General features: G+C 64.8%; 15 protein-coding genes and 1 riboswitch. Of the genes, 13 read left to right on the forward strand and 2 right to left on the reverse strand.

Annotated elements, in window-relative coordinates; translation table 11 throughout:
* The 4 genes from A5779_RS34315 to metE form a co-directional block, all read left to right on the forward strand.
* Positions 1–309, forward strand: a 309-nt coding sequence (locus A5779_RS34315; RefSeq protein WP_207549109.1) for a hypothetical protein, incomplete at its 5' end; no start/stop codon positions are given.
* A gap of 267 nt (positions 310–576) precedes the next feature.
* Complete coding sequence (locus tag A5779_RS23135; protein WP_236734858.1) at positions 577–1,140, forward strand: Rv2240c family protein; 564 nt, start codon at positions 577–579, stop codon at positions 1,138–1,140.
* A gap of 113 nt (positions 1,141–1,253) precedes the next feature.
* Positions 1,254–1,928 (forward strand): sensor domain-containing protein, encoded by a 675-nt coding sequence (locus tag A5779_RS23140; RefSeq protein ID WP_064885988.1) that lies wholly within the window; start codon positions 1,254–1,256, stop codon positions 1,926–1,928.
* 57 nt (positions 1,929–1,985) lie between these two features.
* Positions 1,986–2,202, forward strand: a riboswitch (cobalamin riboswitch).
* Between the two features lie 129 nt (positions 2,203–2,331).
* On the forward strand, positions 2,332–4,605 hold the full coding sequence (metE, locus tag A5779_RS23145) for a 5-methyltetrahydropteroyltriglutamate--homocysteine S-methyltransferase (RefSeq protein WP_064885990.1): 2,274 nt from the start codon (positions 2,332–2,334) through the stop codon (positions 4,603–4,605).
* 13 nt (positions 4,606–4,618) lie between these two features.
* Here metE and A5779_RS23150 read toward each other — a convergent pair whose 3' ends face one another.
* Complete coding sequence (locus A5779_RS23150) at positions 4,619–5,272, reverse strand: GntR family transcriptional regulator (RefSeq protein WP_064885992.1); 654 nt, start codon at positions 5,270–5,272, stop codon at positions 4,619–4,621.
* Positions 5,273–5,340: 68 nt separating this feature from the next.
* Between A5779_RS23150 and A5779_RS23155 the strand changes: the two genes are divergently transcribed.
* The 3 genes from A5779_RS23155 to A5779_RS23165 are packed head-to-tail and all read left to right on the forward strand — an operon-like array spanning position 5,341 to position 8,832.
* A complete protein-coding gene (locus A5779_RS23155) occupies positions 5,341–6,699 on the forward strand; it encodes an LLM class flavin-dependent oxidoreductase (RefSeq protein WP_064885994.1) in 1,359 nt (452 codons plus the stop codon).
* Positions 6,700–6,708: 9 nt separating this feature from the next.
* The gene (locus A5779_RS23160) at positions 6,709–7,893 is read left to right on the forward strand and encodes a CaiB/BaiF CoA transferase family protein (protein ID WP_064886039.1); all 1,185 of its coding nucleotides are present in this window, start codon (positions 6,709–6,711) and stop codon (positions 7,891–7,893) included.
* Between the two features lie 30 nt (positions 7,894–7,923).
* Positions 7,924–8,832, forward strand: a complete 909-nt coding sequence (locus A5779_RS23165; RefSeq protein ID WP_064885996.1) for an HpcH/HpaI aldolase/citrate lyase family protein — start codon at positions 7,924–7,926, stop codon at positions 8,830–8,832.
* 18 nt (positions 8,833–8,850) lie between these two features.
* On the opposite strand, the gene A5779_RS23170 is transcribed toward A5779_RS23165, so the two are convergent.
* Positions 8,851–9,660, reverse strand: coding sequence for a class I SAM-dependent methyltransferase (locus tag A5779_RS23170; RefSeq protein WP_064885998.1), 810 nt, complete (start codon positions 9,658–9,660; stop codon positions 8,851–8,853).
* A 191-nt stretch (positions 9,661–9,851) separates the two neighbouring features.
* On the opposite strand from A5779_RS23170, the gene A5779_RS23175 reads away from it, so the two are divergent.
* From A5779_RS23175 to A5779_RS23200, 6 genes are all read left to right on the forward strand, one after another.
* Complete coding sequence (locus A5779_RS23175) at positions 9,852–11,315, forward strand: PPE family protein (protein ID WP_110777649.1); 1,464 nt, start codon at positions 9,852–9,854, stop codon at positions 11,313–11,315.
* 69 nt (positions 11,316–11,384) lie between these two features.
* On the forward strand, positions 11,385–12,254 hold the full coding sequence (gene scoE / locus A5779_RS23180) for a (3R)-3-[(carboxymethyl)amino]fatty acid oxygenase/decarboxylase (RefSeq protein WP_064886003.1): 870 nt from the start codon (positions 11,385–11,387) through the stop codon (positions 12,252–12,254).
* A 2-nt stretch (positions 12,255–12,256) separates the two neighbouring features.
* Positions 12,257–12,811 (forward strand): FcoT family thioesterase, encoded by a 555-nt coding sequence (locus A5779_RS23185; RefSeq protein ID WP_064886005.1) that lies wholly within the window; start codon positions 12,257–12,259, stop codon positions 12,809–12,811.
* A gap of 23 nt (positions 12,812–12,834) precedes the next feature.
* Positions 12,835–14,406: a fatty acid--CoA ligase FadD10 gene (gene fadD10, locus A5779_RS23190; protein WP_064886006.1), complete on the forward strand. Its 1,572-nt coding sequence runs from the start codon at positions 12,835–12,837 to the stop codon at positions 14,404–14,406.
* Positions 14,399–14,644, forward strand: a complete 246-nt coding sequence (locus tag A5779_RS23195; protein WP_064886008.1) for an acyl carrier protein MmaB — start codon at positions 14,399–14,401, stop codon at positions 14,642–14,644. The genes fadD10 and A5779_RS23195 overlap by 8 nt, the downstream gene beginning before the upstream one ends.
* Positions 14,631–18,848: an AMP-binding protein gene (locus A5779_RS23200; protein WP_064886011.1), complete on the forward strand. Its 4,218-nt coding sequence runs from the start codon at positions 14,631–14,633 to the stop codon at positions 18,846–18,848. The genes A5779_RS23195 and A5779_RS23200 overlap by 14 nt, the downstream gene beginning before the upstream one ends.
* Positions 18,849–18,851 lie beyond the last annotated feature (3 nt).

Raw genomic sequence — 18,851 nt, forward strand, 5'->3', positions numbered from 1 at the left:
CTGCCGGTCGCACCACTGACCACCGGGGGGTCCGGCGGCGGCGGGGGATCTGCATATGCAAGGGGCGCAATCGCTACAGGGGCCAACATGCAGACTGCAGCCAGGGGGGCAAAACGACTCAACATGCGTGAACTTGCGCCTCTCGTGGTTTTGGGCCCTGCGTTATGCGACGCGCCGTGGTCGTCAAAAATCAAAGGGCCCAAGGAATCTGTCGCGACGAATCATGAACCGGTCGCGTTTCGGTTTGGTGAACAACGTCCCAACAGTTGCCACCTCATTTCCGTCGAGCTGGAATCGCCGAACCTGTGAGGTTGCTGGGAAATAGCGTGTGCTGCAGCGCATTACATATATGAGGCATCGGCGGGTGCGGCCGGCGCACAATGGACGACCGTTAGGGGGAACGGGTTGGCCTGCAGTTCACCTTTTGGACATGTGGACCCTCGACGGTGAGGTGCATCCGGGGGGGACGGCAGATGCGTCGATGAGGCGCGGACGTCAACTGTGGCGCCTTGGCGTCGAACTGCTATCCGACTGACGGAGGAATCGTTGAGGTCGTCTCAGGTGTACGAGCGAGGCGTGGCATCGTTGCTCATTGCCTTCAGCATTGGGTTTGGTTCCGCGCCCGCCGCGTTCGCGGAACCCGGCGATGAGGCGGGCGCACCGGGGCCGGCGGCGCCCGCGGTGCCCGAGTTGCCGCCGGTGACGGCGGGTGTGCCGGTTGCGGGTCCGGTGCCGGTGCCGGTTGCGAGTACGGATGACCCTGGCGTGCCTGCGGTTACGGCTTGCTCGACGTTCGCCAACGCGCTCGATTCGGCATCGACCTTCTACGGCGATTTCGCCGATTCGATCGAAGGTGTGGAGCGGCCCGACTACGGGGATCCGACCATCAGTACGACGAACACCAGTGGCCGGACGGCGCTGCGCGAAGCCGCCGCGTCGGCGATGAATGCCGCAGGCACACCGGGACTCTCGCCCGACATTGCCAACCCGATGCGCTCATGGTCTTTCGGTGCCACCAAGCTGCTGCTGAAGATGGGGCTGCGGACCGGCGGTCAATCGCTCAACGACACGGCGACCCAGCTCAACAACGATGCCAACAACGCGCAGATGGCCTGTGCCGCCGCGGGCACACACGCCTGACGAAGTGCCAATCACGTTGGAATGATTGGGTAATCGCGGCTCGGGCCGGCACCTGCGATCTTTGAACATTCACCCACCTGCGCGGTGCACTGTGCCTCCAGTAAAGGATTACCGTGATCCGGCTTGTGATCTCGTTGGTTGCGCTCGTGCTGATGGCCACCAGTTGTTCCGGTAACGGCGACACAGTCCCGGGGCCGCCGAAGGACGTGCCCAAGTCGGCACTCGAGGGTCTGCTGCTCAGCACCGAAGAGGTCAACACGCTGATGGGGACCGACGGGATGACAGCGCACCCACCGGTCACGGAGATGAGCGACCATCGCAACCTGCTGCCCAACCTGAACTGCCTGGGCGCCTGGCAGGTAAACGAGTCCGCCATCTACGGGGATCACTGGGCCGCGATGCGCCAGGTGCTGCTGCGGGCACCGGACAATGACAACTGGGAGAACCTTCTGGTGCAGTCGGTGGTGATCTTTCCGTCTGCGCAGGACGCCGACGACTTTCTTGCTCAGTCGGCGGAACGCTGGTCCAAGTGCACCGACCACAAAGTGAACATCACGCTCAACGGTGAACCGCTGCCCAAGTGGAAGAGCGGCACGCTCACCAGAACCGAAGACGAACTCACCCTGCCGTTCACCCGCGTCGACGGTGACCAGACCCGCGACTGCCAGCGCGCGCTGGCCGCCGCCGCGAACCTCGTCATGGACATCCAAGCGTGCAAGCCGGCGGGATCCTCAGTGACCCAGGCAGCCGACGTGGTGGACAAGATCAAGGCCGCGATGCCTCGATGAGGAGTGCTGACCACGGGGTAGTCTGAGCCACGCAGCTGGTTTGTCGGCGCCGGGACGTTTACGGTGCCGACATCGAGCGTCGCAGGCTGATCGAGATGCGACGTGAGAGGGAACCCGGTGAGAATCCGGGACTGTCCCGCAGCGGTATGCAGGAACGACCGCCGTCATCAGCACTGGCCCGCAGAAATGTGCGGCTGGGAAGCGACGGCCAGTAGGAGCACGGTCCACGTGCGTGCCTGTGAGTCCGAAGACCTGCCAGCCGTACCGGGCGCGCCGCGTCCGGTGGTTCATCGCCTCGCGGAATGGGCAGTGGCCGAAAGCGGTTCACTCGTGGCGGGTGGCTGCGTTCGGCTCGGTGTCTCCTGGCGGTGGCCATCCTCTTCGTACGTTGAAGGACCTCGTCATGAGCACAACCGCAACACCCTTTTCCGCCACCATTCTGGGGTCACCCCGAATCGGGCCCAATCGTGAACTCAAGCGTGCCGTCGAGAAGTACTGGGCCGGGCGGATCGATCGCGCCGAACTGGAGTCCGTCGCCGCTACTTTGCGCCGCGACACCTGGAAGGCGCTGGTCGCGGCCGGGCTGGATTCGGTCCCGGTCAACGATTTCTCCTATTACGACCAGGTGCTCGACACAGCGGTCCTGGTCGGTGCCCTGCCGTCCCGGGTCGACGGCATCGCCGATGACCTCGACCGCTACTTCGCCGCGGCTCGCGGGAACGACGACATCGCGCCGCTGGAGATGACCAAGTGGTTCGACACCAACTACCACTACATCGTGCCCGAGATCGGGTCGGGCACCACCTTCGCGCTCAACCCGGCGAAGATACTCGGTGAGCTGGAAGAGGCGGCAGCCCAAGGTGTTCCGGCTCGCCCGGTGGTGGTCGGCCCGATCACGTTCCTGGCCCTGTCCAAGGCGGTCGAGGGCGCCGACGCTCCCACGGCCAGGCTGGACGAGCTCGTCGGTGTGTACGCCGAACTGCTCGCGGTGCTCGCGGACAAGGGCGTCACGTGGGTACAGATCGACGAACCCGTCCTGGTGACCGACATCCTCGACAATGCTGCCGAGCTGGCTGAGCGCACATACACCCGGCTGGCTGAGCTGGCGAAGCGGCCGGCGATCTTCGTCGCGACCTACTTCGGTGCACTCACCGACGCATTGCCCGCTCTGGCGCGGACGCCGGTCGAAGCGATTGGCATCGATTTGGTGGCCGGATCTGCCTCGGCGCTGTCAGCGGTTCCCGAGCTTGCGGGCAAGCTGCTGGTGGCGGGCGTGGTCGACGGGCGCAACATCTGGCGTACCAATCTTGAAAGCGCGCTGCACACTCTGACGGCACTCCCCGGAAATGCCAAGGCAGTTGCAGTTTCGACGTCATGCTCGACTCTGCATGTGCCGTACACGCTCGACCCGGAAGACGGTCTCGATGGCGCACTGCGCAGCTGGTTGGCGTTCGGCGCCGAGAAGGTCTTCGAGGTGGCGACTCTGGCGGTAGCGCTGCGCGACGGCGAAGAGAAGGTGGCCGCCGAGATCGAGTCGTCCAACGCGGCGGCCGCGTCGAGAGCCGGCGATCCCCGGCTTCACAACGACAGCGTGCGGGCTCGGCTGGAGTCCGTCCTGGCGGGCGGCATCAGCCGCGGTGCCGCCACCGAACGTCGCAGGGCGCAGGATGAGCGGCTCAGCCTGCCGTCGCTGCCGACCACCACAATCGGCTCGTTCCCGCAGACCGTCGACATCCGCAAGGCGCGGGCGGCGCTGGTGGCCGGCGAGATCGACGAGGCCGAGTACCGCAACCGGATGCAGGCCGAGATTGAATCGGTGATCCGGCTGCAGGAGCAGCTTGGGTTGGACGTGCTCGTGCACGGTGAACCCGAACGCAACGACATGGTGCAGTATTTCGCCGAGCAGCTCGACGGCTTCTTCGCCACCAAGAACGGGTGGGTCCAGTCGTATGGCAGCCGTTGTGTGCGTCCGCCGGTGTTGTTCGGTGACGTCACTCGTCAGCAGCCGATGACGGTTGACTGGGCTACGTACGCGCAGTCGCTCACCGACAAGCCGGTCAAGGGCATGCTCACCGGGCCGGTGACCATCTTGGCTTGGTCTTTCGTCCGCGATGACCAGCCGTTGGCCGACACCGCTTTTCAGGTCGCCCTGGCAATCCGGGACGAGACGGTGGACCTGCAGTCGGCAGGTATCGCGATCATCCAGGTCGACGAGCCCGCGCTACGCGAACTGCTGCCGCTACGCACCAAGGACAAGGAGGCCTATCTGAGTTGGGCGGTCGACGCGTTCCGGCTGTCCACCTCCGGGGTTGCCGACTCCACGCAGATCCACACCCACCTGTGCTATTCGGAGTTCGGTGAGGTGATTGGGGCGATCGCCGACCTGGATGCCGATGTGACGTCGATCGAGGCGGCCCGATCGCATATGGAGGTGCTCGATGACCTCAACGGCATCGGCTTCTCCAACAGCGTCGGCCCGGGTGTGTACGACATCCACTCGCCCCGGGTGCCCGGGGTCGACGAGATCGTCACATCATTGCGGGAGGCGCTCAAAGCCGTTCCGGCCGAGCGGCTCTGGGTCAATCCCGACTGCGGTTTGAAGACCCGGACCACTGATGAGGTGACCGAGTCGCTCAAGCATCTGGTCACCGCTACCGCGAAGGTGCGCGCGGGGTAGCCCGGTGTCGGGGTCAGCTCGTGGCGGTCTGAGCGTTGAGCCAGGCCGCCAACGAGCGCCCGGCCTCCAGGACGTGGCGCTCGGCGATGGTGCGGGCGGCCTCGGCGTCCTTGGCCTCCAGGGCGTCCAGCAGCTGCTCATGCTCGTCGAGCGAGTGTTTCTCATGCTCGGGAAACACCGTCAGGAAGTTCGACGGCACCACCCGTGCGGCCTGTCGGATCTGGGTCAGCAAGCGAGGGGAGTGGGCGGCGCGGTGAATCTCCTGGTGGAACAGCCAGTTTGCCTCGCCGATGCTGTCCTCGCCCGACCGCCGGGCAACGTCGGCGGCCAGTTCGCGTAGCCGGGCGAGTTCGTCAGGTGTGATTCGTTCGGCCGCCCAGGCGGCGGCCTGCCCGGTGAGGACACCGAGGATGGTGAAGCTGTCGGTCACGTCTTCGGACTTGACGCCGATGACGGTGATCCCGCTGCGGGGAGCCACCCGCACCAGCCCTTCGAAGGACAGTTCCAGCAGCGCCTCCCGTACCGGGGTGCGGCTGGTCGCGAACTCTTCGGTGATGGCATCGAGGTCGATGCGTGACCCGGGCGCGAGCACGCCGGTGATGATCCGGTCGCGCAGTTCGCGAGCCGCGCGCTCGCGAACGGTGCCCGAGATGTCAAGCGGGGTCATCCGTGCAGCGTACCGATCCGTCAAACATCATCCTTGATATCTGATATATCAGATGTTAGATTCCGAACATGCGGACAGATCAGATGGCGCTCGTGGCATTCATGCAGGCAGGAAGCACCTCGGTATACGCAGGTTCGTGGCGTCACCCAGCGACCGAGCACGGCTATCTCGATGCGTCGTATTACGCGAAGGTCGGCCGGCAGCTCGAAGAAGGTTGCTTCGACCTGATGTTCTTCGACGACCGCCTGGCGATGCCCGGGATCTACGGTGGCTCGGTGGACGAGGCGGTCCGCTATGGGGCCCGGCCGGTCAAGCTGGATCTGAGTGTCATCCTCGGAGTGCTCGCGCAGACGACGTCCCACATCGGACTCGGTGCCACCTACTCGACCACCTACTACGCCCCATTCCACGTCGCCCGCACCTTCGCGACGCTGGACCATCTGTCCCGCGGGCGAGCGGCGTGGAACGTCGTCACCTCGGTCAACGACAGCGAGGCGCAGAACTTCGGTCTGGAATCCCACCTCGGTCACGACGAGCGCTACGACCGCGCCGACGAGTTCCTCGACGTGGTCGCGGGCCTCTGGGACACCTGGGAGGACGGCGCGATCCAGCACGATCGGGCATCTGGCTACTACGCCGATCCGGGCAAGGTGCACGAACTCGGCCACGTCGGCCGTTACTTCTCCTCGCGTGGCCCGCTGACCGTGCCGCGCACGCCGCAGGGGCGTCCGGTCATTCTTCAGGCCGGTTCGTCGGGCCGGGGGCGTGAATTCGCCTCACGCTGGGCAGATCTCATCTTCACCGGCGATCCTGGCATCGATGTGGCACGCGAGCATTACAGCGATCAGAAAGCGCGAATCGCCGCCACCGGGCGGGACCCCTCATCGGTGCGGATCTGTCCGATGGCCTACGCGGTGGTAGGTGAGTCCGAATCCCATGCCAAGGAACGTGAGGACATGTTCCTCAACGACCTGGTGGATCCGATGGCGTCGCTGACCCTGCTGTCGGAGTTGATGAACTACGACTTCGCCCAGCACGATCTCGACGACCCGGTGACCGATGAGCTGATCGCCTCGGTCTCGGGCATCCGGGGCCTGGTGCAGAACCTGCGCGCACATATCGGCGGGGACAAGGTGACGGTGCGCGACCTGGCGGGACATCGTGCCACCCTGCTGCAAGGCCCACGCTTCGTCGGCACCGGAACGCAGGTGGCGGACCAGATGGAGGAGTGGTTCACCAGCGGCGCCTGCGACGGATTCGTCATGGCCGCAACGCATTCCCCGGGATCCTACGAGGACTTCGTCCGGATGGTGGTGCCAGAGCTGCAGCATCGGGGATTGTTCCGCACCCAATACAGCGGGTCCACTCTGCGTGACCACCTGGGTCTGGATCGGCCCGCCGGCGCACTCACCAGGTCCGCGTCGTAGATGGGCGGCATGCTCAGCGGGATTCGGGTGCTCGACCTCGCCACGCTCGCGGCGGCCCCCCTGGCCGCGACGTATCTGGGCGAGTTCGGAGCTGATGTCATCAAGGTTGAACAGCCCGGGCAGGGTGACCCCATCCGCACCTGGGGCAACCAACGTGACGGTGTCGGGTTGATGTGGAAGTCAGTGTCCCGCAACAAGAAATCGGTGACCGCCAATCTGCGGGTGACCGAAGGCCAGGATCTGGTGCGGCGCCTGGTCGAGAAGTCGGACGTCGTGATCGTCAACACCCGGCCGCAGACACTGGCCAAATGGGGTCTGGATTACGAGTCGTTGCGGTTGGTCAACAATCGTGTCGTGATGCTGCACATCACCGGGTACGGACTGTCCGGGCCCAAGAGCGAGCGCCCCGGGTTCGGCACACTGGGCGAGGCGATGAGCGGATTCGCCCATGTGACAGGCGAAGCCGAAGGTCCGCCGACTCTGCCCCCATTCATGCTCGCCGACGGGGTGGCGTCGCTGAACGCCGCCTATGCCGTGATGATGGCGCTCTATCACCGCGACGTGCACGGCGCCGGTGGTCAATTGATCGACATCAATCTCGTCGACCCGCTGGCTCGACTGCTGGAGCAGAACCTGTTGGGGTATGACCAGCTCGGTATCGTTCCGCGCCGCGCAGGCAATCGCTGGGACATATCAGCGCCCCGCAACACCTATCGCACGTCCGATGGGCGTTGGCTGGCCATGTCCGGAAGTTCGCCGAGCCTGGCATTGAGGGTATTCCGCGCCATCGGACGCGATGACCTGGTGTCCGACGACGATTTCTCGGATCCTCAGCGCCGGTTGGCGCGCGCCGCTGAAGTTGACTCGGTTGTCGCGGAATGGGTTGCCGCGCATACCTTGTCGGAGGCAATGGCGGTGTTCGACGCTGCCGAAGTGGCCGCCGCGCCAGTGTACGAGATCGCCGATCTGGTGGCTGACGAGCAACTGCAGCATCGTGGAGTGTTCGTATCGGTCGCCGACGACGAACTCGGCGCCATGACGGTGCAGGCGCCGGTCCCGAGATTCTCGGGGAACGCCGGGAGGGTGGACTCGCTGGGCCCCCGACTCGGTGAACACAACGCCGAGGTCTACCACGAGCTGTTGGGTCTGACAGCTGAAGAAATCGATCACTTGCACACCGTTGGTGTGCTCTGACACTCAGTTATGCAAAGGAATTCACATCTCATGACCAATCTGGTTCGCCGTTCTGAGCTCGCCCTGCCTGCCTGCAATGACCACATGTTCATCAAGGGAGTCACCTGCGGTGCCGACTTGGTGTTCCTTGATCTGGAGGACGCGACTCCGGTGGGGCTCAAGGTGGAGTCGCGGGCCAAGGCCATCCGGGCGCTGACCGAGCTCGACTGGGGCCGGACCGCACGCGCGATCCGGATCAACGGTCTCGACACCCCGTGGTGCCACGACGACATCATCGAGGTCGTCACTCATGCCGGTGCCCAACTCGACACCATCGTCATTCCCAAGGCCCGCACCGCCAAGGACGTCTGGTGGGTCGACCTGCTGCTGACCCAGCTGGAAGAAAAGCTGGCCTTGGAGAAGAAGATTCGGCTTGAGGTACTGATCGAGGAGGTCGAAGGACTGGCCAACGCCGAGGAGATCGTACGGGCGAGCCCGCGACTGGACGCCGTGATCTTCGGCGTCGGCGACTTCTCGCTGTCCCAGGGTGCACGGGTGGACACCAATTTCGTGCCGATGGGTGAGTACCCCGGTGACTTCTGGGCGTATGCGCGCAACAAGATCATGGTCGCGGCGCGAATCGCCGGAATCGACGCCATCGACTCTCCGTACCCCGACTACGCGGACGTTGCCGGCTACGAGGCCGAGGCGCGTCGATCGTCGCTATACGGCTACACCGGAAAATGGGCCATCCACCCCAGCCAGGTGCCGATCGCCAATGAGGTGTTCGCCCCGTCGGCCGAGGAGGTCGCATTGGCGCACCGCAACGTCGCGGCGTACCGGGAGGCCGAGGCGGCGGGTCGTGGAGCGGTCGGAGTCGAGGGTGTTCTCGTCGACGCCGCTCATGTGAAGAAGGCCGAAGAGGTATTGGCCCGTGCCGCGCTGATCGGCGTCGCGTAGGCCCACTACTGCGATGTATCAACCGAACTCGATGACGTTGGTAGGCGCTCGGAAGCGCTGGAGCGAGCGGGTTCGGTAGACGAGTGCCGCGGCGCGCGACAGGACCTTGCCGCGTCCCGCAGGCATCTCGAGTTCGTGTACGGCACGAACGCCGCGGATGGCACGCAGCTCGTCATACCGGTCGGCGGTCAACGAGAACGGCATCGGCGGCGCGGTGTACTCCTTGCTGAGTTTGATGCCGCGTCGCTGCGAGTACCAGCTCAGAAATCGAGGGACGCTGTCGAAGATCAGCTGTCCTCCGGGGAATCTGGCGGCACATGTCGCAATGAGATCCAACACCGCGTCGCGCTCCAGGTATTGGAACAAGCCCTCGGCGGTGATCAGCACACCGTTGGCGGGGTCAACCTGGTCCATCCAGGAGTAGTCGAACGCGGACTGTGCCAGGTTGCGGAGTCGGTCCGAGGGCGGAAGCAGTTGCTGACGCAGCCGCACAATCGGCTCCAGATCCACAGAGAGCCAATTCATCTCGCCATTGTCGAGGCGCCAGAAGCTGGTCTGCAGGCCCTCGGCCAGGGCAACCACGGTGGCCCGCGGCTGCATCTGCAGATAACGGCGGGTGGCGTTGTCGAACGCGACGGCCCGCAGGGCGGTGGCCTGGTGCGTACGGCCGAAATGCTGGTAGTCGTACCCGAGGCTGTCGCGCAGCGCGATCGCCAGCGGGTCCTCGATGATGCCGTCGGGACGCGCCGCCTCGGCTGCTCTCTGGTGCAGGGTCAGGAGCGCGGTCTCTGAGATCGCGGTCAGGTGACGAGCGTCGATGACTGGCATGCGCCGACCGTACCCGTGAACGCACAAGCAGCGGCACACGTGTCACACCATCGAGAGTCATTGCCCCGGTTGACCGGTCAATACCGACTTCTCGGGAACTTTCTGGCGCACGGGCCCGACTAGCTGAATTACGAGGCAACGCGTACCGGGCTGTGTGGTCGCAATCAACGCTCATGCGAGGAGGTGATGACGTGACCGCACCGCTCTGGTTTGCGGTGCCTCCTGAGGTGCATTCGGCTTTGTTGACCGCCGGACCCGGTCCAGGATCCCTGGTTGCGGCAGCTGCCCAGTGGCAGGGCTTGAGTGCGCAATACAGCGCAGCGGCGGTGGAACTCACGCAGATCCTGGCCGACGTGCAGACCAGCAGTTGGGAAGGGCCCAGCGCCGCACAGTATGTGGCTGCCCACGGCCCTTACCTGGCGTGGCTGGAGCAGGCTTCAGCCGACAGTGCCGTCACCGCCGCGCAGCATGAGGCGGTCGCTGCGGCGTACAGCAGCGCGCTGGCAACCATGCCGACCCTGGCGGAACTCGCGGTGAACCATGTCACCCACGGCGTGCTGCTGGCCACCAACTTCTTCGGTATCAACACCATTCCGATCGCACTCAACGAGGCCGATTACGTGCGGATGTGGTTTCAGGCGGCCGAATCGATGGCCACCTACGAAGCGGCGGCCGCGAGCGCGTACTCGGTGGTTCCGCAGACCCGGCCGGCTCCGTCGATCCTGGCGCCGGGGAGAGAAGCGCCGAGCGAGCAGCCGAACACGTCGAGCACAACCTCAGGCGACCTGCCGCTGAACGACATCTGGAAGCTGATCTCGGACCTCATCTCGGGAGCCGGCAATCCCCAACAGCTCCTTGAAACGTTCCAACAGTTCTTCGCGCAACTGGGTTTCAACCCGGCCGAGACCGCCATCCTCGCCGCCATCGCGTTGGTGCTCTACGACATGCTCTGGTACCCGTACTACGCCTCGTACTCGCTACTGCTCCTGCCGTTCTTCGCGCCGGCGCTCAGTGCCCTCAGCGCGTTGAGCGCACTGACGCTGCTGCAGAACCGGGTTCCGGTACCTGGCTCGATGCCAGGACCCGCCGATGTCGACGCCGGCCATCGCGCCGGCGGGTCGGTCGATGTCCGAATGCCGCTGCCCCTGTCCACGGGGCCAACAGCACTTCCGCAGCCCACTACGGGGTCAGGTGTACCCGCCCCGAGCAGTCCTGGTGCCGCGGGCGGACCGGCAGGCCCGTCCCTCGCTGGCTACGCCGTACCGGGTCTGGATCCGCCGGCAGTGGCGGCAGGTCCGAGGGCCGGTGCGAAATCCCCTGGAGAAATGGCGGATACCTTGGCCACCGTCGCGGCGGCCAGGGCAGCGGTCATCGCGCGTACTCGTCGAAAGCAGTCTGGTCGCGACCGAGACCGCGCCCGGAGCTACCGCCACGAATTTCTGGAGGACACCGAGGCAGCGGAGGTCCCTGATAGCGGCCGACCCGCGTCACCGCTCTCCAGTGCCCAGGGGGTAACCACTCTCGGGTTCTCCGGCGCCGCTGCGGTCGCCGCGAATGCAACCGCGGCGGGGATGGTTCGGTCTGAAAGCTCCGGAGAATCCGTCCCGATGCTGCCGGCCACCTGGACAGGTAGTTCACAGAAAAATCCCGAATAGCCGGAACTTTCAACGAGTTTGATTCGACCAATCCGGTAGTCGCACAACTGTGCCGAACGAGGAGAAGAGTTGACGCTGAATGTGTTGGGGGAGGGGCTCGGGGCGCACGTCACGGGAATCGACCCCAAAAATCTCGACGGCATCACCAGGGACGAGATCAGGGAGATCGTCTATCAGAACAAGCTGGTGATTCTGAAAGACGTTCATCCGACGCCCGAGGAATTCCTCCGGTTGGGCCGCATCGTCGGCGACGTCGTCACGTACTACGAGCCGATCTATCACCACAAAGACCACCCGGAGATCTTCGTTTCCTCCACCGAGGAGGGGCTCGGCGTCCCGAGGACCGGTGCGTTCTGGCACATCGACTACATGTTCATGCCCGAGCCGTTCGCATTCTCGATGGTGGTACCTCTCGCCGTGCCGGGGACTGACCGAGGGACCTACTTCATCGATCTGAACAAGGTGTGGGAATCCCTGCCCGATGCCGTGCGCGACCCCGTCCGTGGCACCTTCGCCACGCATGATCCGCGGCGGCACATCAAGATTCGCCCGCATGACGTGTACAAGCCGATCGGCGAGGTATGGGATGAGATCTCCAGGACCACGCCTCCGATCGCCTGGCCGACGGTGATCAGACACCCGAAGACCGGGCAGGAGATCCTGTACATCTGCGCATCCGGCACCACGAAGATCGAGGACGAGAACGGAAGTGTTCTGGATCCCACTGTGCTGCAGGATCTCATGACCGCCACCGGGCAGCTCGATCCGGATTTCACCTCGCCGTTCATCCATGCCCAGCACTACGAAGTGGGCGATGTCGTGTTGTGGGACAACCGGGTTCTGATGCACCGGGCGAAACACGGAACGACGCCAGGAACTCTGACGACACATCGGCTGACCATGCTGGACGGCCTCACAACACCGGGATATGGGGTATGAGAATGAGCACCGCCGAAACACTGTCCGTGGTCACGAGTGGGTACGACATCACCCACATGGCGCCGATCCCCGAGGATCTGCTGGTCAAGGTGTTGGAACCCTATTCCTACAAAGGGTGTCGGTACCTTCTCGATGCGGAATACGAGGCCACCGAGACCTCGGTATCCGCCGTGGGGAACTTCAGCATCAAAGAGCCCGCATACATCCGGGACACCGGTCACTTCAACGCCGCCGAATGGGTCCTGTGCTTCAACCAACTCGCGTACAGCGCATTTGCGCCGGCCATCCTCAACGAGGTGATACCCGAATTCCGGGGTTGGTCGATCGAGGACTACTTCAACTATCAACTCCCCAGCATGTTGATCAAGACGACCAAATCGCGGTTCAAGCGTCCGATCAAGTCCCAGAAGTTCTCGGCGCGGTTGCTGTGCAAGGACTTCGAGGTGGTCGACCGGACGATCCGCTATCTCAAGATTCCGTGCACGGTCGAATTCTGGGATGAGGACGGGGGCGCCGCATCCGGCGAAGTCGAACTGGCCGCACTCAACATCCCCTGACCTTCTACGAGAGCAAGATGGCTATGACACCCCCACCATCCACGGTGCTGGAACGCATCGCCGAGCGGGCGCGACAACGTCCCGAGGCGATCGCCCTCCGTCGCTGCGACGGAACCAGCTCGATTCGGTACCGGGACCTGATGGCCGAAGTGGACAGGATGGCAGCCGATCTCGCCTCCCGATCGGTCGCTCGGGGACACCGTGTGTTCGTCGTCTCGGACAATGGACCCGAGACCTACCTGTCGGTGCTGGCCTGTGCTGCAGTGGGCGCCATCGCGGTCATGGTGGACGGCGGACTGCCTCCGGCAACCGTTGACCGTTTCGGCGAAATCACCAACCCCGCTGCGATTTTGACCGCACCGGGCTGCCGGCTGCAAACGTCCGACCTCACGAGTTCGCTCCAGGCAATCCCTGCCTTCGATGTCAACATCGCCGCAGGCGCGGCCGACCGCGCTGACCAACCGGTGTCAGACCCATCGCCCCGCGATCTCGTCGATGGAGCAGATCACCCGCTGGCGATGATCTTCACCAGTGGCACGACCGGCGCGCCGAAAGCCGTGCTGTTGCCCAACCGGACTTTCTACTCCATCGCCGACATCCTGAAGCGAGCGGAGTTGACCTGGGTTGACTGGGTCGTCGGCGAAACGACCTACTCACCGTTGCCCGCGACGCACATCGGCGGTCTCTGGTGGATCCTCAATTGCCTGATGCAGGGCGGCCTCTGTATCACCGGCGGTGAGACTTCCGCGTCGATCGCCGAGATCCTCACCGCGAACGACGTCGCGACGACGTGCCTGGTGCCCACGCTCCTGACCCGCCTCGTTGCCGAACTGCGGGCCGCCGGAAAACCGGTCCCGCCAGCACTGCGCATGGTGGGTTACGGCGGATCCCGCGCGGTTGCCTCCGATGTCAGCTTTGTCGAAGCTGCCGGGGTTCATACCGCTCAGGTCTACGGGCTCAGCGAAACCGGCTGCACCGCATTGTGTCTTCCCACCGAGGAAGGGTCGGTCGCCAGGATCGAAGCCGGGGCGGTCGGGCGGCCGTATCCCGGCGTGGAGGTCCATCTGGACGGTGACGGCGGCGGTCCACCCACCAGGTCCTCCTCCGGTTCGGCGTCTTCGGGCACGCTGTGGATCAAGTCCCCGGCGAACATGTTGGGGTATTGGGAAGACGCCGACCGTACCGCCGAAGCTCTGGTCGACGGGTGGGTGAACACGGGAGACCTTCTCGATCGTCACGACGACGGCTTCTTCTACATCAGGGGGCGGTCATCGGAGATGATCATCTCCGGAGGTGTCAACATCGCGCCCGATGAGGTCGATCGAATCGCCGAGCGGGTAGCGGGCGTCGAGGAGGCAGCCTGCTTCGAGATCCCCGACGAGGAGTTCGGCGCGCTGGTGGGTTTGGCCGTGGTCACGTCGATGGGCATGGACGATTCCGGGGCCAGGAAGCTCAAGCACGCCATTGCGGCCCGCTTCCGAGAGGAATCTGAGCCGATGGCCAGGCCGTCGACAATCAGGTTCGTGCAGGAGATTCCCCGCACCCAGTCCGGCAAGATCATGCGGGCGGCCTTGGGCGTGGTAACCGGTGGGTGAGACGTCGAGAAGCAGAATCCTCGCTGCACTCGCTGAGGTGCTCTACGTCGACGAGTCAGATCTCATCGACGGTGACGCCACCGACCTACGAGATCTCGGGCTGGACTCCGTTCGCTTCGTGCTGTTGATGAAGCAGCTCGGCATCGATCGGGAATCGGATGTTCCGCGGCGGCTGGCGGACAACCTGTCGCTCGCGGGATGGGTCCAGGAGTTGGAGAAGCTGGGTGAACCTGCCTGAAGATTCTCATTTGCAACGCATTCCGCTGAGTCGATCACAGCAGAACATCTTCAACGGGCTGCTGCAGGATGATGATCCGCACCTGTACCTGATCGGAAGGCACTACCGGTTGCGTCCGACGCCGCAGCCGGAGTTCCTGGCCGCTCTACGGAAGACCATCTGCGCCAACCCGGTTCAGCTGTGTGTGCTGTCGGCGCCGTCCGATCCCGGCGGTTATCCCGAGCTCGTGCCGCGGCTGGCCGCCGACGATATCGTGCAGGTGTCCGGTAGTGACGCCTACGCCGCGCTGTCGCACGAGTGGGAATCGGGTATCTTCGCAACGCCATTGGTGCGCTATACCGTGCATCTCGACAGCAGTGGCCTGGTTGTCGGCCTTGCTGCCCACGCGCATCACATTCTGCTCGACGGGGGAGCGATCGGCATCATCGAAGCCGACCTGGGGCGCTTCCTTTCCGGCGCCGACCCTGGTGACACCACCTGTGTTCGTGCCGGTCTGACCGGTGTCGCCACCGCTCACCGCCGAGAGGCGACCCGGATCGACAAATCTCTCACGGGGCTCACCACCGTTGTGCAGCGGGAGCTCGCCGCGGCTGCCGAGGAGGGGGGTCACGGACCTGCGGCCGCTGGCGGCCCCGCCACCGCGGCCAGAGGGGTTCTCGTCGAAACTGTGGTGGTCCGCGGCGAAGACTACGACCAGATCGTTGATCTGGCCGCCCGGGAGAACATCCCGCTCAACATCCTCGTCGCGGCGGCGGCAACGGCGGTGGACGCGAGCCTTCGTCACACCACCGAGAGCCTGCTGGTACACGCGGTCGACAACCGCTTCGGTGATCCTGACCTCGATGTCGCGACGTGCTTGGTCAACTCGTTGGCGCAGCCGGTCCGATTTTCTCCGTACGCCTCGGTGGCTGACCTGGTGCGCGTGGTGGACCGGGGCTATGTCAAGGCCGGCCGGCGCCGTTGGCTGCGCGAAGAGCAGTACCGCCGAATGTATCTGGCGATCAATCGGACCACCTCCGTGGAGACGTTGACGCTCAATTTTCTACGTGAGCCCTGTGCGCCTGAGCTGGCGCCGTTCTTGTCGGACGCACCGGTGACGTCGGATATCGGACCGGTCGAGGGCATCACGGTCGCGGCCGTGCTCGACGAGCACCACCGCACATTGACCCTCAACATGTGGAATCGGCCCGATCTGCCCCGGGAGAGTGTCTCGAACGTGGCGACCCGGATCGCGGCCGCCCTGAGATCGATGCCGGCGATGTGGGATTCCCCGATCGCGATGACGGTCGGCGCCTGGCGACCGGTCGCCACGGACGGGTCGCTGTGCCCGGTTTCGGAAGAATCTGAGCCTGCGGCATCGCCGGCACCCGCGTGGTTTCTCGACTGTCCCGAGACCATCGCTGAATGTCGTCGTCGCCACGCCCACGTCGATTCCTCGATCGCCTGGCTGCTCGAAATCGGTGCGGCGCCGGGCGATGTGGTGGTGTTCGCCGATGACGGCACCGACAAGACAATCGGCCTCTTGATCGGGTGTCACTTCGCGGGGTGCGGGTACAGCGTCTGCGACCGCGATGATCAGCTGAAATCGCGGGCCGAACGAATCAACCAATCCGGCAACGGGATCTCGGCGCACATCGTCGATGTCGCGTCGGCGACCATCCTGCCGCATCTCGACGGGGACCTTCGCCGCCTGGTGGAGGCCCGTGTCGAGCAGACGGCGACGGACCCGTATCTGGCCATCAGGACCGCCTACGTCATGCCCACGTCGGGGTCGACCGGGGAACCCAAACTCGTGCACGTCAGCCACGGTGCACTCGCGGCGTTCTGCGTCGGCGCGACCCGGGCATATGGCTGGGGACCGGATGACACGATCCTCCAATGTGCGCCGCTGACATCGGATATCAGCGTCGAAGAAGTGTTCGGTGCCGCACTGGCCGGGGCAGGGATCGTCCGTTCAGCCGCAGTGAAAGACACTGATCTGCAGGCCCTTACCTATGATCTGGTGGAAAGTGGAGCCACCATCGTCGATCTGCCCACCGCGCTGTGGCAGCTCTGGGGTGAGGATCTCGACGCGATCTCCGGAGTCGGCCGCTCTCGACTCCGACAGATTGTGATCGGCGGCGAGCCGGTCCGCCCGACCGTTGTCGACAAGTGGATCGACACCGTGGGCGCCGAGGATGTTTCGCTGGTGTCGAGCTATGGCCCGACAGAGACCACCGTCGTGGTGACCTACTTGCCGATCATCGACGGTGGCCAGGTGATCGAGTACGGCGGGCGCCTTCGACTGGGGCGACCACTCGTTCCGAACGCGGTGGTGGTCGCGTTCGGCGAAGTCGTGGTGATGGGGGAGATGGTGGCCTGCGGCTACCTCGGCGTGGACAGCGCCAGTTTCGGCTGGGTCGTGACGCCCGACGGCCGGCGACAGCGAGCCTTTTCGACTGCCGACCGGGTGACGATCGACGGTGACGGATACCCGATGTTCGCGGGACGTAAGGACGCGATCGTCAAGATCGCGGGCAAGCGCGTCGACACCGCCGAGATCACCCGACGTATCGGGACCGACCCGACCGTGGTCGACGTTGCGGTCGAGCTTCACAACGGCGGTCTTGGGGTGTGGTTCGAAACCCAGCGAACCCGCGACGGTGATGAAGACCCTGCTGCGGCAGCACGTATCAGGAACATCCTGGTGGACTCGCGGGTGCCGTCGTTCTCTGTTTCCAGCGTCGCGAGCATTCCGCGTAAGCCCGGTGGGAAGGTCGACACGGCGAGGCTGCCGGGACCTGCCGCGTCTGGATCAGGAACCCACACCGCCGAAGCAGGAGAGCGGCCCGACGGTCTCGCCGCACTCTGGAGCGTCTGCCTCGAGAGGTCGATCACACCGCATGCGTCGCTCTTGCACGAAGGCATCGGGTCATTGGACCTCGTGCGAATCCTGCCCGCTACCCGGAGGTATCTCGGTCGGCAGGTGTCGATCCTGGACCTCATCAGTGCCGACACCGCGGCGAACCTGGTGGACGACATGTCGTTCACCGGCAGCTGGATGGATACCGACACGGCGATGGAGATCGAGCGTGACTTCACGGGACTTTCGACGCGGGACGCCCCGACAGCGCCGAGACGACGGGGACCGTCCGCCCACGGTGCAGAGCCCGTGCTGGTGCTCGGTTCCTCCGGAGTGCTGGGGACCGGATTCGCCGAGGCGATTCTGGAGCTGACCCGCTCGGATGTGCTGCGCCCCGACCTGGTGTTGGCCACCCGATCGGACCTCCCCGACAACCGGGTCTGGACGGAGCTTCGCGGCACGCCAGGCGTCCGCATCGAGACCCTCGTCGCCGGTTTCGGTCCGGTCGAGTTGGAGGCGCTGATCCGCGAGACCGGTGCCCAGACTGTCGTCAACTGCATCGGGAACACCAACGTGGTGGTTCCTTACCGCGAACTCCGTTCGGCCAATGTGGAATTGGTGAAGACCATGGCCGATTCGTGTGCGGCGACCGGTGCCCGGCTGGTGCACCTTTCGTCCTATGTCGTCAATGCGGATGTTTCCTCGCCACACGTCGTCGACCCGTGTCAGGCTCCGTACCCCTACGCAGCCTCCAAGGCACTCGCAGAACTGGCAGTGGCCGGGGCCGGTCGAGACCTCGACTTCACCATCGTGCGCCTGCCCCGGGTCCTGGGAACAACCGAACAACTGCGCGGGTCCGCCGACATCCTGGTGGCCGTTGCCGATGCCTGCCGTGCGCTACAGGCCTACCCGGCGGTGGAGTTGATCGAGGAAGTGACGACCGGCCGCGCGGCGGCGGAGAGCATTCTTCGCCGATTGCCCGAGTTCGGTGGACCGGACGAGCTGGGTTCCGGGATCGAGGTGATGCGCGGGCAGACGGTGGCATACCGGCAGTTGCTCGGCACGATTGCCTCCGAAGAGGTCGACAGCCACGAGTGGAAGCGCCGGTTGGACGAAAGTGATTGGGCAACAGCCAATCCGCGGCGTTGGTCGGTGATCGACGCGTGGATCGGGTTGGGCCTGCAGCTCGATGGACGCACCTACGCGGAGTACCTGGCCGGGTACCCCGCCTTACCGCTGGACGTGCGATTCGTCGGCGAGCTCGCGGCGGAGCCGACCTCGGTGCGGGCACTGCTCACCCAAGGCTCGGGAACTCAACCCGCCTGTGCAACGACTCATCAATCAGACGCCGTTAGACAGTGAGGG

This window comes from Mycolicibacterium peregrinum, from assembly GCF_001665625.1.
Lineage (GTDB): Bacteria > Actinomycetota > Actinomycetes > Mycobacteriales > Mycobacteriaceae > Mycobacterium > Mycobacterium peregrinum_B.